Source organism: Mesorhizobium sp. M1396 (assembly GCF_040317725.1).
Taxonomy (GTDB): Bacteria; Pseudomonadota; Alphaproteobacteria; order Rhizobiales; family Rhizobiaceae; genus Mesorhizobium.
In genome coordinates this window covers 1-13,978 of the sequence record NZ_JAMYLA010000070.1, presented here as the reverse complement: position 1 = coordinate 13,978, position 13,978 = coordinate 1, and the positions used below count along the sequence as shown (strand labels likewise).

The window sequence follows — 13,978 nt, the reverse complement described above, 5'->3', positions numbered from 1 at the left end:
TCAAGATCAGGACTGAGGATATTCGATGCAGCAACTGTCCATGTGGACTTATCCCTGGGACATCCAGGATCTCGGCCTTGAGACGGTCGAACGCGATCTTATCGAGCGCGCTGGGCTCAACATGATCAGCCTCGCGACCTCCTATCATGCCGGCCGCTTCCTGCAGCCGCGCAGCCAGCGCCGCAAAGCCTATTTTCCCGAGGACGGCACCATCTATTTCAAGCCGACCGCGGCGCGCTGGGGAAGCCTCGCCATCCAGCCCAAGGTGGCTGACGTGATCACCGAGGGTGGCGATGTGCTTGGCAACCTTATCCGCCGGCGCGACGCCGGAGGGCTTGGCGTTTCGTGCTGGACGGTCTGCCTGCACAACACCCGCCTCGGCATGCTGCATCCGCAGGCTGTCACCCGCAATGCCTTCGGCGACGCCAATTACTACAATCTCTGCCCGTCTCATCCCGATGCGCGCGCCTATGTCCGTGCGCTGGTCGCCGACATCTCGCACAGCTACCGGCCAGACAGGATCGAACTCGAAAGCCCATCCTTCATGGGTTTTGCCCATGAATACCATCACGAGAAGGACGGCGTCGGGCTGACGCCGGAAGACGATTTTCTGCTGTCACTGTGCTTCTGCCCGTCCTGCCTTGCGCGCGCGGCGAGCGCGGGAGTTGATGGCGAGCCGGCGCGCAAACTCGTCAGGCAATGGATTGCCGAAACCTGCGAGCACGCGGTGCCGCAACGGCGTTTTCCGGATTTTCCGGTGAGCGGCCTCGAGACGTTCCGACGCTGGCCGGAACTCCACGCCTATCTCCTGTGGCGGTTCGAGCCGGTGACCAGCCTGGTTGCGGAATTACGCGAGGTGGCCGACCCGGCGACGCGCGTCGTCGTCATCGATTTGAAGGACGGCTGGCTTGGCGGCTGCGATCTCGCGGCGCTCGGCAAGGTCTGTGACGGAGCGATCCTGTGCGCCTACGACATGCAGGCGGCGAGTGTCGCGAGCCTGATGGTGGCTGGTCGGGCAGCACTCGGCGCGGAAAAATTCCTCGGTGCCGGCTATCGGCTGTTCTACCCGGAAATGACCGGGCCTGACACCCTTGCGGCGAAGGTGAAGCCGGCGCTGGCGCCTGGTGTCGATGGCATCAATTTCTACAATTACGGCCTGGTGCCGGCCGCGCGGCTGGACTGGATCGGTGTAGCCCAGCGGCATTGAGCCGCCTGTAATTTCGCCCTGTGCCAGAAACGCTCACATGGAGGCGGTTTCGATTCCGCTCGTATTCGACTCCACAAGGGCGGGAATTGCTTGGAAGCACAAGCCGCATTGCCTCTGACAGCAAACCTGAAGCGCCAGATATACCCATCATAGAATTTGAGTCACTCGATGTGACATCAATTGACAGGCGGTGGAATTCGTGGCACATGCCGTGCCGCGAATTAGGAGAAGCCGCATGTCCACCGCCCGTGCTTACAACAGCCCCGTGCGCGAAGAGAAAGCCCGAGAAACGCGCGAGGCGATCCTCACCGCTCTGTTCACGCTGATGGATGCGGATGGTGCGGCAGATGAGATCACCGCCGAGGCGATCGCCGAAAAGGCTGGGGTGCAGCGGCGTACCGTCTTCCGTCACTTTGCCACAAAGGACGACCTGCTGGCGGCATTCTGGCCTTGGCTGAACGCCCGGATCGGCGCGATCACCAGTCCGCAGACATTGCAGGAGCTGCTGGACGGGCCACGAACAGCCTTTCCACGTTTTGACCAGCATGAAGCTGCCATGCGCGTTGCTCTGCATTCGCGGACAGGGCGCGACATGCGCATGGGCACGATTCCCGACCGCCGCCGCCATTTCGCACATGCTCTCAATTCAGCAACCGCCAAGCTTCCGGCAGCCGAAGCCCGCAGAATCGAAGCGCTGGCGCATCTTCTCTTCTCAGCCTCCGCTTGGGAGGTTTTGAAAGACTATGGCGGTCTCGACGGCGCCCAGGCCGGCGAAACCGCATCCTGGGCGCTCGAGCTGATCCTGTCCGCGGTCGGCCAGAGCCATCCTCAAGCGGGCGTGTCATCAAAACCGAAGGAGAAATCATGACGATTGACGTAGTACCATTCGATGGCGGCGAAACCGTCTGGGTCATCGCCGACCGAATCCGCTTCCTGGGCGGCGTTGCCGGCTCGAACCTTGAAATGCTTGAGGTCACGGTGCCCCCGGGCTCCGGCACCCCACCGCACGCCCACCCTTCACCGGAGATGTTCTACATCCTGGAGGGTGAACTGAGGATCCGCCACTTCGAGGCTGGTGAAGCGCCGCGCACGGTAGTCGCCGATCCAGGCAGCGCGGTCCGTATCGGACCGATGGAGTCGCACGACTACTCGAACGAAAGCGGTAAGCAGGTGCGCATGCTCGTGCTTGTCGAGCCGTCGATGACTGCCTTCTTCCATGACATCGGTACCGTCGAGCCGCTGACGCAGCCCGATTTCGCCAAAATCGGCGCGGCCATGCAGCGCCACGGCATAAAGACCCTGGACATGGCCGCTTAGGCCCAGACTGCTTCGGAGGCGACGGCGATGAACCGCTGGGCGCCTCCGCTATTTTGCCTGTGCGATAAGCGGCAGGGCTAACCAGGCGGCTCGCCCGGAGGTCGGCGACAAGGTTCGGCTAGAGACGATGACGTTCCTCAATCGTACCTGCCCCGGAATCCTGACGACAACTCTCGACCCGGCCCCAACGGGGCCGGGTCTGGGCGCCTAGCTGGAGGCGCTGTCGGGGGCGGCTACGGCGCAATGTGGAAAGCGCGCCGCCCCCCACAGCTAACCCTTCATTCGGTGGGCAACACCTGCGAAACTCAGGCCACGCGCAGGGCGCGATCTTGTGCAAGCCGCAGGAAGAGGGCGCTCGCCGGGGCCCGCGACGGCTTCGTTTCCTGAGAGCAACCACATCGTCTTGCATCGCGCGCGCGGCGGACTGTTATAAAGGGGAAGGCGACTTCCATTCACCCGCTAAGGCTCATTAAAGTCTTGCAGCCGCCGCATCAAAGACCAAACGCCCGCCTCTGTAGCTGATTGCGGTTCGTCACTTGGTCTGGCCGATGGCTCCGGTCGGCAACGTCGTCGACGAGAACACACCAGCGCCGCGCGTCACCACGCAGTGACCTCCCTTCGTTCCTAATCCATGAGCGCGGCTGAACCTATTCGTACCCATGAGCCAGGAGCCGCTGGCGTTACACGTTCCTTACAAAGCCGACGGCGCCCAAATCGTTCGGGAACCTCGGCGCGCCTGGCGAGTTGATGCCGATCCGGAACGGGAGACCCATGCCATGACGCACCCAGACCCCACCTCGCCGGCAGGCGTCCAGCCCGGCCCGGCCGGGAAGCGACCGACGCCCTCACCGGCAACCCAGAAGACCTCGGGCGCAGGTCCCTCAATCGCTGAACATTCCAAGGATGCCAAGACACCCAAAGCCGGCAGGCAGCCGGGTGCCTATGTCAAGGATAAGAACACGTGAACGTTGCGAATCTTCAGCTTGAGGGGCTGCTGATGGCGGTGGCGGCGGTCAACAACATCCTGGTCCATCGCGGAATCCTTTCAGTCGACGATATCGATATGGCCCTGCCGTAAAGCCGAGGCCTTGGTGCCTTCAGAAGAACGAATGTACGAGGACATGTCCCCGGCGAACCGCGATGCGGTCTGCTTTCCCTTGCGATTGTTGCAGGTAGCCAACCGCGCCCAATTCGAATCCGGTTTGCCGGCCTTCTGCGAGCTGGCCAGGCAGGTTGGGATGACCAAACAACCTTACAACGATCAACTGTGAGCGGAGGATGACATGCACCGTGGTGAGCCACGATCGCGTTGAATTCCGGGGCGACGGTGGCGAGGTCATTGCCGTTACATTGGCGGCCGGGCCCGCGCTGGTAGACGAGGAATTGGTCGCCAAGGCGAAGGTCATGCTGCTTCATGCCGCCAGTTTCGGCAGCGAGGAAGAGGCAGACAGGAAGCTTTCTCCGGGCTCAGATGTATCTGGTTCGACCGCTGCCCCCGGGCAGGAGCAGGCGGAAGCCCCGCCTCCGGCGACCCCCGGTGTGCCTTGACCGCGGTGCTAATCCGCCGCACTTGCAAACATGACCGATTCGGTTGGTTGGTCGTACCGCGATCACGGGAATGGGCCTTGCCGGCCAGCGTCCATGCTCTAATCGATTCGCCTGATACGACCCTTTTCGAGACGGAAGACCCCGCTTTGCCCGCCTTGCCTCTCGAAGTCGGTCTGTAGTTCATCCCACGTTCCGAGGAACTCTCCGCAATCATCACAAACGATGAGCGTCTCCGGCCGAACGTCGTGTGGAATTCTCAACCGAATTTCCAGGCAGTAAGGGCATTCCAAAAGGTGATTCAGGTATTGCAACTGCGACATGATTCCAAGGATGCATCCAGAGATGACCAATCGCAAGGTGGCTTGCGCCCTCCGCTGGAGGTTGCCTGAATGGCGCCGACCAGCCGCAACACAGGTGAAACCGGACTTGTCGAACCTCAACCTCGCTTTCAGAGCTTGAGAGCGCGGCGGACCGAGCGCCGCGGTCCGATCTACAGATCATCCTTTGGCGTGCTGCCTTGATGCTCCGGAACGTCGCTGCGTCCCGCTAGAGAGCCGGCCAGGGAGGACACAAGGAACTCCATCGCCGCCGAGATGAAGACTCGACCGGTCGAATCTCATTAGATCGTCCTGCGCGAGTGGCTGGAAACGAACGCCTATCTGCCCGTCCGGATGATCTATGAGGAAGCGAGACGGACGGAAGCTCTTAAGCCACGGCTTCCGCGATCACACCATGACCGCGCGTCGGCGAATCGGCCATTCTTCAAGGGCGGCGGACCTGATGTCCGCTTGGCCGGCGCCGCACAGCCCAACAGCTCCCACCCTGGCGCCGGCCATCTTCTCTTTGCCGAACGCGAGAAGCGTTCCCCCCGACGTTGTGCCGACGCACGAATAGTGCTTTTGGTGCCGAATTACTTGGGAGGGCAATATGAAAACAGCAATTGTGGCCGCTTTGACGGCTTTGACGATGGCTCTTGTGACCAATGCCTATGCGCATAGCGGCGGCACCGATAGCAACGGGTGCCATAAGAACCACAAGACCGGCGAATATCATTGTCACTAGTTCTTTAGCACCTTGGGGAGCGCCAGCGCCTGCTCCCTGTCGGGGATTGAAGATGAGAATTCGAACGATGGCCCATTTCTCGGCCGTGGCGCTTATGCTGGCGCTCGCCACTCCGTGCCTTGCGCAGCAGACATTCGGAGGAAATGACTGCACCGTAGAGCTAACGTCCCACTCTAGAATTGCCGCCCGTGTTGAGGGCAAGAGTTCGATGGCCAGACTTGGAATCGGAGTGCATCTAACTGCGCCCACAATTCACGCGGGCTTCGCCGGCCAGATCCGCCTTGAAATGGTAAATCACAACACGATTCCTGTGAAACTGAAGCCGGGCATGCGTATCTGCCAACTGATTTTGAACAGACCCTGGGGACGCCTGTCCGTGGCTACAAAGGCAGGTTTGCGGGACAGACGGCTGGCGCAAGGAAGGCTGACCCAGCCGCAGGGGGAATGTCTCGCTCCACAAGGCAGGCCGTTTTAATTCGCTTTTCACAAGGCTAGCGTTTCTTCGGCCTTACCACCGCGCCTTTGCTGGCGCGGTCAACCGCTTCGTCATGTGGAGCGTGCTTGGCCTGCGGGATCTTTTTCAAGATCGCGTCGAAGTGATCTTCGGACTGATCGGTCTTCAGTTCGCGGGCGGCTTGCTTGAACTTTTCAATCTGTGCTGCTTCTTTATCTGGCATGAATCGAATCTTTCTGTTTGCCGATGAAGCTGGCTGTTTCAATTTCTCTAAGGGGCAAAATATCAGCCGCTATTACATCGTCTGCACGGCCATTCTATCCAATTGCAACATAGGCATCAAACTTCAGGAATTGAGGCGCGACCTAGCTTGGCAGGGTGCGCCGCTAGGCGACTACTTTCACGCCACAACCGATCGGCAGGAGGTACGCAACGCTGTCTTTGATTTCTTGGCGAAAGAGAAGTTCACCATCCACCATCATGGAGAAGTCGAAGGCCATTCCCAAGGTGCGGGTTACGGAAGATCGATTTTATAAGATCGGTTGGCATTTTCACTTTCAGCACTCTTCCGATGCTTACCTTAAGGCGGCTAACGAAATCATGATCACTGTCGCCTCTATCAGAACCAAGAAAAAGCGCATCGCGTTCGAGGACTCCGTAAGGGATGTGGTGAAGCAGAAAATCCGGAGCGATGGTTGGCGCGTCGCGTTCTGGCCGGCCAACACAGATCCATGTTTCCAGATAGCCGACTACTGCACTTGGGCTATGCAACGGAAATGGGAATCGGACGGCAAAGACACCCGTTCCGTTCCTACGAACTCCTCAGTGACAAAATCACGTACGAATTCGACCTATGGAAGCACGGTAAGAGGCACTACTACTCACAAGAAATTGCGGCCGCACTCCCAACTACCTCGTTTAGAGGAGCGCCCCGGGGCGCTTGTCATTGGGTGCCAACCCGCATGACCAATATGCAACCAAATCAAGCGGGTGTCACTTGATTGTTTCATCCGGACCCGAAATGAGGCTTTAACACTGCCGCTTTCGCTTTTCTCCCTTCCAAAGTGGGAGCTTCAACTGTACCGGCTTCCGATAGTGTTCATGCTTCGCGGTAATGAGGCCCATGATAGGTCAGCCGCTTGCCCTTGGCGCCCTTCAAGGCAATGAGAGAACGAACGTTGTCTTCAATGCCCATGGCCGAACGGTTCGAATAACGGAAGTCGAACTCTGCCAGATAGCGGTGCAGATGGTGTTCGGCGCAATGCTGATAAACACCCGTGCCGCGCTTAAGGATGCTGTAGAAGCCTTCTACGCTTTCGTGTTGATGCGAACGCTCGCCGCCGCCGGCAACCTTGAACGAACGGCCATATTCGTTTTCGCTGTGGTTGACCGTGCCGTGAGCGGCGAAGGCGGGGCCGAAGTTCTGATAGACGCGCGCCTCGTCCGACATGAGAACGTTTCCTTGTCGATATTGGCATTCACGATGGGCAAAGGCGGGCAACCGAAGCGCTAGATAGGGAAGGAGCGGGCAATGCCGCCGCGCTCGACCAGCGTAAGCACAACGTTCTTGTGAGCGCCGCTAGGAGCAACCGGAACGCCCTTCAAACGACCGATGTAGGTTTCGTCCGCTTCAACGAACTTGCCAGCGCCGCCCCTGGGCGTGAAGTTATCCGAGCGCATGGCTTCACGAATGCGGTGCGACAGGAACCACGCGGTCTTGTAGGTGCATTCCAGAACGCGGTGGAGCTGGCGCGAGGAAATGCCCTTCTTTGACGAGCACATAAGGTGGATAGCCTGAAGCCACTTGGTCAGCGGCAAATGGCTTTCCTCGAAGATCGTGCCCATACGGACGGTAAACTGCGCACGGCAAGCGCCGCACTTGTAGAGGCCATGACGCTCTACGCCGCCGGGATTCTTCTTCGAAGCCTTGGTATGCACGCCAGTCAGCTTGTAGTGCTTATCCATCGAACCGCACTTGTGGCAAACCGGGCCCTGCGGCCACAACATACCCTCGACGTGTTCGAAGGCGGCAGCTTCATCGTGAAAGTAGGGGCGGGACAGGACGGACATGGCTTGTTCTCGGAACGTTGTCAGGATGTTCCACTAATTTAGCCGAAATTTTGGGTTTGTCAAAGATATAATCGCCTTAGCAATTGGAGACGGAGCCATGAAACCGATCACTGTGACCGAGTCCGAGCAGCCCGAGATATACGCCCCGGTAATGAGGGAAATGCCCGCCATACATCGGGCCGTCAGCAAGATGGCCAAGCAAATGCGCGGCCTCACCGATATCAGCCAGAAACAAGCTATCGCTGAACTGACGGCTGTTTGGATCTTGGCCATCTACCCGGAAAACCTCGATCTGGCGCTATCGCTTTCAGACGCGATGCGAAATCAGGTCGACATCCATCTAAGAGAAAGCAAAAAGGCCGGCGCTCGTCACTCATGGTCAAGCCATGTGCGGCCGCTACACGAGATACCTGACTTGGTCGGAAATCCATCGGCTCTATCGGCCAAAAGCGCCGGCGGAGACCGGGTGCAACGACGCCCCTCGCTACAATGTCGCCCCGACTGAGGAAGTCCCATTCATCACCGCCGGCCAACTTTTGCTCTGGCTTGATTGTCCTGCGTAGAACCGTGTGGCGACACGGCGAGAAGCTGCCAGAGCGTTGCAACGATGGCCTACATGGTGATTTGGTACGGGAAAACGGGCATCGTTGAAAAGACGCCGTTTGATGCCGAGAAGGCCGCGCGGGTCGGCGTTATCTGCCGACGCAAGGGCGACGGCACAGTCGTATTCAGCCAGGCGGGCGGCGGCGGTGGTGGTGGAGACGGCGGCGGCTGAGAGCCTTGCACGGCATCGCGCGGGTTTGATGGCTGGGTGTTGCCGGCGCTTGCGCCTTTTCGGTTTCGGCGTGATCTCCTCGACCCGCACCTTGTCGCCGATCTCCTTTGCCATCGCCAGGGCTTTGGCCTTGTCTTTGGTGGTCAGCACGGTCCGCTAATGCGGCTTCTCGAACACGCTCGCGACATAAATGGTGGCCGGCTTGTCACTCACAGACCACCAGCGACGCCACCATTCCAAGTGATTATCTGGGAAAGATCGGCGATGTCGCCATAGATCATCGAACCTTTGACAAGAAAACACTTGTGACCCAGGACTTCGAAGAGTGAGCTTGACGCGGTGCAAACCGGCAGGTTCACCTTATGGCGCTTGGCATCGGCATGGCCGATGCTGATCGCGAGGATAGCGATGGTAGTCAGAGTCGTCTTGCTCATCTTAAGCCCCTTAGAGCCAGCCCCTTGGGCAGCAGAACCGGCTTGGCGCCCTTTGCCTTGGCATTAGTGTGGAGCAGGGGTTGAGTTGCCCCCATCCCTCGATTGGATGACGCGGGCTCATCTATATTAGCTAACCCTTGACGAAGCCGCCGACCGCCAGGATCCCTAGCGGCTCATCGGCGGCTTCAGGCGTCCCGAAAGTCGGCTTCCAATCCCGATTACTCTCCCGCTGCTGGCCTTCGTAGTCAGGAATGCACGTGAAGAACACCGGCCCACGGTGGCGGCCTGCAACCTTATAATCCGAGCAGCCGAACAGCCGACGAGATCCCAACGCAGGGAACCATGATCCGGGCCGAGCCGATCAATCAGCGCCTGGAGGTCGAGCTTGGTCGACTTGAAACACACCGGGTGCGCGCAATTGACGTTAATGGTTTCGCGCGCGCCACCGTATCAGCGAGAGTTTTCATCCGCGAAAGCGCTCGGTATGCAAGCAGATTTTGCCGTCGATCTTCATGGGCTTGTGGATCATCAGCCGTTTCGGCAGATGCTCTGCATGAACCTCAAAAGGGGGATCTTGACCTGAGGCTTGCATCGGCTGCAATCGAATTTCAGGCTCAGCGGATCGACCCCGCCGCCGTAGACCATCATCAAATCAACCGATCGGCAGTAGCGAACATTGCCGCCGCTGCACTCTGCTTTCGCAAGCATATTGCGCCGGGCCGCCTTGCGTGTCGATCGGGTCGAGCACCATGAGAACGAATAAGGAACATTTTCCTTACCCGTCAAGACTGCTTGTGGGATCTTTTCGCCATGAGCGAGGAACCGAACGACTTGCCGAAGGCCGACAGCCGTTCAGCTGCGTCAGGCGGATCGAAAAAAACACGTCTGCGAGTTTGACGCATAGCGTGCACCGTTTGTCTTTGCCAGACCGAAAAAGCCATTGCGCGCGCCATGACACGCGAGGCAAGGCGCTCTAGACCGCGTGTGCCGCCGCTCTCCCGCGGGGAACCTGATGGCTTGTGGGAACCGGCCTCGACATCCCACGTTTCCAGTAATCGAACTTCAGGATAGGGATTCTTGCAATGGCGGAGAATTTATCTCGCGATGATGAACGGCGCGGCACCAGAAGAGTCCTCATGTGGGGTGTCGTGATCGCCACCGTGCTTTTCGTCGTGCTGCTGGCGATATTTGTCCTCGGCGTGAGAGGCAATGGTGGATAGCGAGATACCCAACCGCAAGGGTCATCCTTGCATCGAAGTGATCGAAGCCTGTGGCGAATGGTTCGTCCGTGTGGTCGAGGAAGATCAGGGACTAACCCGATCATTCGAACTGGAATCGCTCGCCCTAGCCTTCGCGGAAGGCCAGCGAATACGCCTGCAGCTCGACGAGTTCGTCCGGCTGTAGGGCGTGACCGACCAGCGCATCACCGGCGGGCGATTCCGCAGACAGCTCGTCGGCTAGGCCCGGCGCCTTGTTGGCGTTGGGTGTCGAGCCGCATGGCCGGGGAGGAACTCTCGGGCACTTTGTCCCGACAATCTGAGACCAGATGGACCGCGCTAATTTACCACTAGCTATAGCTAAGCTGGTCACTTGAGATCATAGTGCCGGCACTGATGAATTGGCAGGCTGCCCGCCCACACCCGAAACCCGGCCTGCCACTTGCCGGCGACGCCTTCCCCAAGACGACGTCCGCCGGCTTTTCCTTCCCCTATATCGCGGTGCCCATCAGCCTGCCAAGCCGCCGGCGCGATGTTGCATGGCATCGAAAATGACCTCGAGCACGCTCCCGACTTCTTCATTGATCTCGTCGGCGGGAATCCCTTCTCTGTCGGCCGCCTTGATCGCCTCGTCTGCAAGGTCGCTGGTGGCCACGGGATCGTCGGTGATGGCGTTTGGAAGATGTTCTGCCATCCATCTGTCGAGAAAGTTGACCCCGCGCGTGCTCATCGAAAGATGGCCCACCAGATCGCGAACGCAGCCGGTGCAAGCAACAAGGCAGCGGCCAGCATCAATACGCCCTTGCGGTACTGCCATCTCGGCGGCGGGCTTGGCATCAGTCGTTCGGGATTTCGTCCTGCGTCCATGGTGAACCAATTTGCCCGGCGATATTAAGTTCCGCTTCGTGCTGTTTGGCTGCTCCTGTCAGCGTAAGCCCTGCATGATGAATTTGTATATCGTGCCAATTTCTTCATCGATCTCTTGGCCGGGGATGCCTTGGCTCTGCGCCGCCTGCTTCGCGTCCACGGCCATCTCGATCACCAGCAGCACCGGGTCGATGATCGGGTCGTCCGGCAAATGGTCCAATACCCAATGGTGGAGAAAATCGTTGCCGCGCTTGCTCATTCTTCCCTGAAATCCTGCAGCGAGGCGTGCCGCAAATCTTCCTCCCCACGTAAGTGCTTTACACGGCCGATAATGCCTGGTTTGACCCATTGCGTCGCCGGTCGTTTCATTCCCTTCGGCGCCGGACCGGCGTGTTCCTGTACGCACCTCCACAGCCGCTCGCGAATAGCGCGGCTGGAATTGATGAAAGCTGAGCCGACATAGCGCCATGTGCCGCGCTCGGCCATCAAAGCAAACGCCGGCTTGCCTACCTCGCGCTCGACCCCGATCAGTTCGTATTCATCGACCGAATAGCACTTCGCCTTCAGCCAGTTTGTGGATGGCCCGCTGCGGTATTTGCTGTCGCGCCGCTTCGACACCATGCCTTCAAGGCCGGCTTGGTCGAGCAGATGATAGATGGCCTCAGCGTCGCCCGGCAACGGTTCACTGAACTGAATGCGCCCGTCAGGTTCGATCATGCTGGCCAGGATCTCGCGGCGCTCCTCTAGCGCCATGTCGCGCAGATCGTGGCCGTTGAGGTGGAGCAGATCGAACGCGACGAAATAGAGGTCGTGCTGTCGGCGGGTGATTGCCTTGCGCAGTTCGCCGAAGTCCGACAGTCCCGCCTCGTTTAGCACGATGATTTCGCCGTCGACGATCGCGCTTTCGGCGCCGAGTGTCTTGGCCTCTGTCACCAGGTCGCGATATTTCGCCGTCCAATCGTGGCCGTTGCGCGTGTAGATCGTGGTACCGTCTTCATCGATGATGAGCTGCGAACGGTAGCCGTCGAACTTCATCTCGTGAATCCAGTCGTCGCCCTCGGGAGGCTTCTCCACCAGGGTCGGCATCAAAGGCGCGACAAACCTCAAACGCATGCACAAGACTCACCAAGCCGCGACTCAAGCTGTGAGCCTCCAATCGGTTCCGGAACATTTTAGCTAAGTTGCATGTTTCAATGACTACCGCGATGAAACGAGCGACAAAAAATGGCCCGAGCACCGAGAGTCGGCGACGAGATTACGCTATCGGCCACCATCCTGAAAGTGATGGATGACGGCGTGTCGAGCGTAAGCATTCCCTCATATAATTTCCCGCTTGCCATCGACACGCCGAGGAATGCCAAGGCGGGCCAGAAGCTCGAAATCAGTGGGTTTGCTACGCGAGTTGATGCAGAGGATGGAAAAGTCACCGTTCGTATCGATGGTGGTGGCCTTGTCACTGTGGATATCGATGCCATCACTGCCATGTCATCGACACCGCGGGTGAAAGTTCGGGAATAACGCTGGTTGCGGAACCTTGGCACTCCTCTCCTGTTGTGTGAAAACAGGAGGCATTGGCAATGGCAGACGACAAGAGCAAGCGTGATTTTCGCGATCGCCAACGGATGTCTGGCGATGAGCAATATGAAGTCGGCTATTTCGCCAGCAAATTTGGCCGTACGATTCCCGAGGTTAGAGAACTCATAAAAAAGCATGGCAACGACCGTGAGACGCTGGAGCGCGATGCCAAGGCGCTCGGCAACCGATGACAAAGCTTTCGGATCTTGGCCCGCCGATCACGGGCCGTCGGCATGACGGCAAGCCAGTACCTGCGCAGGAGCATTTTTACGCTTGTCCGATTTGCGGCCAGTCAGTGGATAAACGCGATCTGCGGCAGGTCATCTGGCATGAGCAACCCGGCCATGAGGCATTGGAGCTCGATTCCTAGTCCTTCAACGCCCGCAGACAGCAAGGGCATTAGCCCGGCTCCTGCTCAACAAGGCGGTACCGGAAGTGACTGCGGATGTGCTCGTTGAAATAACGGCCTTTGGCGAAGGCAGATCTGAACGCGGTAAAGCTCTCAAGCGGTACGTCCAAGAACTCGTAATGCTTCCCGCTTGCCACAAACCAGACCGAGAGTACCCTGGTGTTCGGGTCATAGTCGAACTTGCGTATCGAGGTCGATGGCATGGCGTCCAAAAGAGCCGACCGGCGGAGGGCGGCAGGCGAGTATGATCTATGATTAACCCAGCGGACTCAACGGGCGGCGGAGGGGTTTGTTGCATCCGGCCGACAGCCAGAAACCCGATGCTATGAAGAGTTGGACCACGGCCGCCAAACAACCGCATCCCCTATCCCCATATCCGTCCTGAAATAAAAACCCGCCGGCCGGAGCAGCGGATAGGGCAGCGATTGAGCAGCATGGTCAACGACCGGCAGCGGGTGTTTGCCAGGCTGGCCAGCCGCGTGTTGAAGAAGGTGTGAAGTTGCCCAGCGCCGAAGGACGAGAGCGGCACAGGAGATGATTAGAGCGTCGGCTAGGCCGCTCTGTTGATCAACTGGTCGCGGGTAACTGTTAGCTCTCGCGCGGTGATCCCAAATTTGACGCTGTTGCCGGCGCGCTTAAGTCGTCCCGAAGCATATTCCTAACTTCAATCAAGATGGTCGCAAGAGGACAGAGCTTTGGGATATGGCCGCTCGATGCAAGGCCGGGAAATGCGGCGCGCAGTCCGGCGAGAATGATCTTTTCGCCCTCGCGGTCCGCCTCGGTCACCGGCGAGGAATCTGATTTCCGGTCGACCGCGCAGCCGGCATGGAAAACGCGCATCACCTCGCGCCCGCCAGCCGCTCGAAAGATTTCACCATCCGTTCCTCGTCAGATGCCGCCGCTGTGGTGTTGGTCTTCGGCAATGTCGCGCTTCTTCAGCCAGTGTTCCAGGGCGTCTACCATCTCCTCGGCCGATTTGCCGAGTGTCTCGAGATGGATTTCCGGGTTTTCCGGCGCTTCGTAAGGGGAATCGACGCCGGTGA

20 protein-coding genes and 2 pseudogenes are annotated in these 13,978 nt (G+C 59.0%); 14 read left to right on the top strand and 8 right to left on the bottom strand.

Going from position 1 to position 13,978, the window contains the following annotated elements; all coding sequences use genetic code 11:
• Positions 1-25 precede the first annotated feature (25 nt).
• The 7 genes and pseudogenes from NKH02_RS30655 to NKH02_RS30625 all read left to right on the top strand — a co-directional run bounded on the left by NKH02_RS30655 (position 26) and on the right by NKH02_RS30625 (position 5,609).
• Complete coding sequence (locus NKH02_RS30655; protein WP_352883367.1) at positions 26-1,207, top strand: hypothetical protein; 1,182 nt, start codon at positions 26-28, stop codon at positions 1,205-1,207.
• A gap of 199 nt (positions 1,208-1,406) precedes the next feature.
• Positions 1,407-2,075 carry a TetR/AcrR family transcriptional regulator gene (locus NKH02_RS30650; protein WP_352883366.1) on the top strand — a complete coding sequence of 223 codons (669 nt, stop codon included), beginning with the start codon at positions 1,407-1,409 and terminating at the stop codon, positions 2,073-2,075.
• Entirely contained in the window at positions 2,072-2,524 is a 453-nt protein-coding gene (locus NKH02_RS30645; RefSeq protein WP_352883365.1) for a cupin domain-containing protein, read from the top strand. Before NKH02_RS30650 ends, NKH02_RS30645 begins: the two co-directional genes overlap by 4 nt.
• A gap of 961 nt (positions 2,525-3,485) precedes the next feature.
• A pseudogene (locus NKH02_RS30640) lies at positions 3,486-3,795 on the top strand (hypothetical protein).
• A 7-nt stretch (positions 3,796-3,802) separates the two neighbouring features.
• Positions 3,803-4,072, top strand: a complete 270-nt coding sequence (locus tag NKH02_RS30635; protein ID WP_352883364.1) for a hypothetical protein — start codon at positions 3,803-3,805, stop codon at positions 4,070-4,072.
• Positions 4,073-4,999: 927 nt separating this feature from the next.
• Positions 5,000-5,134: a YHYH domain-containing protein gene (locus NKH02_RS30630; protein ID WP_352883363.1), complete on the top strand. Its 135-nt coding sequence runs from the start codon at positions 5,000-5,002 to the stop codon at positions 5,132-5,134.
• A gap of 52 nt (positions 5,135-5,186) precedes the next feature.
• Positions 5,187-5,609: a dCTP deaminase gene (locus NKH02_RS30625; RefSeq protein WP_352883362.1), complete on the top strand. Its 423-nt coding sequence runs from the start codon at positions 5,187-5,189 to the stop codon at positions 5,607-5,609.
• A gap of 16 nt (positions 5,610-5,625) precedes the next feature.
• Here NKH02_RS30625 and NKH02_RS30620 read toward each other — a convergent pair whose 3' ends face one another.
• On the bottom strand, positions 5,626-5,811 hold the full coding sequence (locus NKH02_RS30620; RefSeq protein ID WP_352883361.1) for a hypothetical protein: 186 nt from the start codon (positions 5,809-5,811) through the stop codon (positions 5,626-5,628).
• On the opposite strand from NKH02_RS30620, the gene NKH02_RS30615 reads away from it, so the two are divergent.
• Entirely contained in the window at positions 5,810-6,124 is a 315-nt protein-coding gene (locus NKH02_RS30615) for a hypothetical protein (protein ID WP_352883360.1), read from the top strand. The two genes, NKH02_RS30620 and NKH02_RS30615, sit on opposite strands and share 2 nt — an antisense overlap.
• A 563-nt stretch (positions 6,125-6,687) precedes the next feature.
• Here the strand turns inward: NKH02_RS30615 and NKH02_RS30610 are convergent.
• A pseudogene (locus NKH02_RS30610) lies at positions 6,688-7,658 on the bottom strand (IS1595 family transposase).
• A gap of 386 nt (positions 7,659-8,044) precedes the next feature.
• Here NKH02_RS30610 and NKH02_RS30605 point away from each other — a divergent pair.
• On the top strand, positions 8,045-8,221 hold the full coding sequence (locus NKH02_RS30605; protein WP_352883359.1) for an SOS response-associated peptidase family protein: 177 nt from the start codon (positions 8,045-8,047) through the stop codon (positions 8,219-8,221).
• On the opposite strand, the gene NKH02_RS30600 is transcribed toward NKH02_RS30605, so the two are convergent.
• The gene (locus NKH02_RS30600) at positions 8,143-8,583 is read right to left on the bottom strand and encodes a hypothetical protein (RefSeq protein WP_352883382.1); all 441 of its coding nucleotides are present in this window, start codon (positions 8,581-8,583) and stop codon (positions 8,143-8,145) included. The two genes, NKH02_RS30605 and NKH02_RS30600, sit on opposite strands and share 79 nt — an antisense overlap.
• A gap of 59 nt (positions 8,584-8,642) precedes the next feature.
• Positions 8,643-8,867, bottom strand: coding sequence for a hypothetical protein (locus NKH02_RS30595; protein ID WP_352883358.1), 225 nt, complete (start codon positions 8,865-8,867; stop codon positions 8,643-8,645).
• Between the two features lie 385 nt (positions 8,868-9,252).
• Between NKH02_RS30595 and NKH02_RS30590 the strand changes: the two genes are divergently transcribed.
• From NKH02_RS30590 to NKH02_RS30580, 3 genes are all read left to right on the top strand, one after another.
• A complete protein-coding gene (locus tag NKH02_RS30590) occupies positions 9,253-9,450 on the top strand; it encodes a hypothetical protein (protein ID WP_352883357.1) in 198 nt (65 codons plus the stop codon).
• 499 nt (positions 9,451-9,949) lie between these two features.
• Positions 9,950-10,087 (top strand): hypothetical protein, encoded by a 138-nt coding sequence (locus NKH02_RS30585; protein WP_352883356.1) that lies wholly within the window; start codon positions 9,950-9,952, stop codon positions 10,085-10,087.
• Complete coding sequence (locus tag NKH02_RS30580; protein ID WP_352883355.1) at positions 10,077-10,271, top strand: hypothetical protein; 195 nt, start codon at positions 10,077-10,079, stop codon at positions 10,269-10,271. Before NKH02_RS30585 ends, NKH02_RS30580 begins: the two co-directional genes overlap by 11 nt.
• 321 nt (positions 10,272-10,592) lie before the next feature.
• On the opposite strand, the gene NKH02_RS30575 is transcribed toward NKH02_RS30580, so the two are convergent.
• The 3 genes from NKH02_RS30575 to NKH02_RS30565 form a co-directional block, all read right to left on the bottom strand.
• Positions 10,593-10,901: a DUF768 domain-containing protein gene (locus tag NKH02_RS30575; RefSeq protein ID WP_352883354.1), complete on the bottom strand. Its 309-nt coding sequence runs from the start codon at positions 10,899-10,901 to the stop codon at positions 10,593-10,595.
• Positions 10,902-11,009: 108 nt separating this feature from the next.
• Entirely contained in the window at positions 11,010-11,210 is a 201-nt protein-coding gene (locus NKH02_RS30570) for a hypothetical protein (protein ID WP_352883353.1), read from the bottom strand.
• On the bottom strand, positions 11,207-12,064 hold the full coding sequence (locus tag NKH02_RS30565; protein ID WP_352883352.1) for an ATP-dependent DNA ligase: 858 nt from the start codon (positions 12,062-12,064) through the stop codon (positions 11,207-11,209). The genes NKH02_RS30570 and NKH02_RS30565 overlap by 4 nt, the downstream gene beginning before the upstream one ends.
• Before the next feature lie 111 nt (positions 12,065-12,175).
• On the opposite strand from NKH02_RS30565, the gene NKH02_RS30560 reads away from it, so the two are divergent.
• Complete coding sequence (locus NKH02_RS30560; RefSeq protein WP_352874069.1) at positions 12,176-12,469, top strand: hypothetical protein; 294 nt, start codon at positions 12,176-12,178, stop codon at positions 12,467-12,469.
• Positions 12,470-12,528: 59 nt separating this feature from the next.
• The gene (locus tag NKH02_RS30555) at positions 12,529-12,717 is read left to right on the top strand and encodes a DUF3606 domain-containing protein (protein ID WP_352883351.1); all 189 of its coding nucleotides are present in this window, start codon (positions 12,529-12,531) and stop codon (positions 12,715-12,717) included.
• Between the two features lie 208 nt (positions 12,718-12,925).
• Here NKH02_RS30555 and NKH02_RS30550 read toward each other — a convergent pair whose 3' ends face one another.
• Positions 12,926-13,138: a KTSC domain-containing protein gene (locus NKH02_RS30550; protein WP_352874072.1), complete on the bottom strand. Its 213-nt coding sequence runs from the start codon at positions 13,136-13,138 to the stop codon at positions 12,926-12,928.
• Positions 13,139-13,978: the final 840 nt, after the last annotated feature.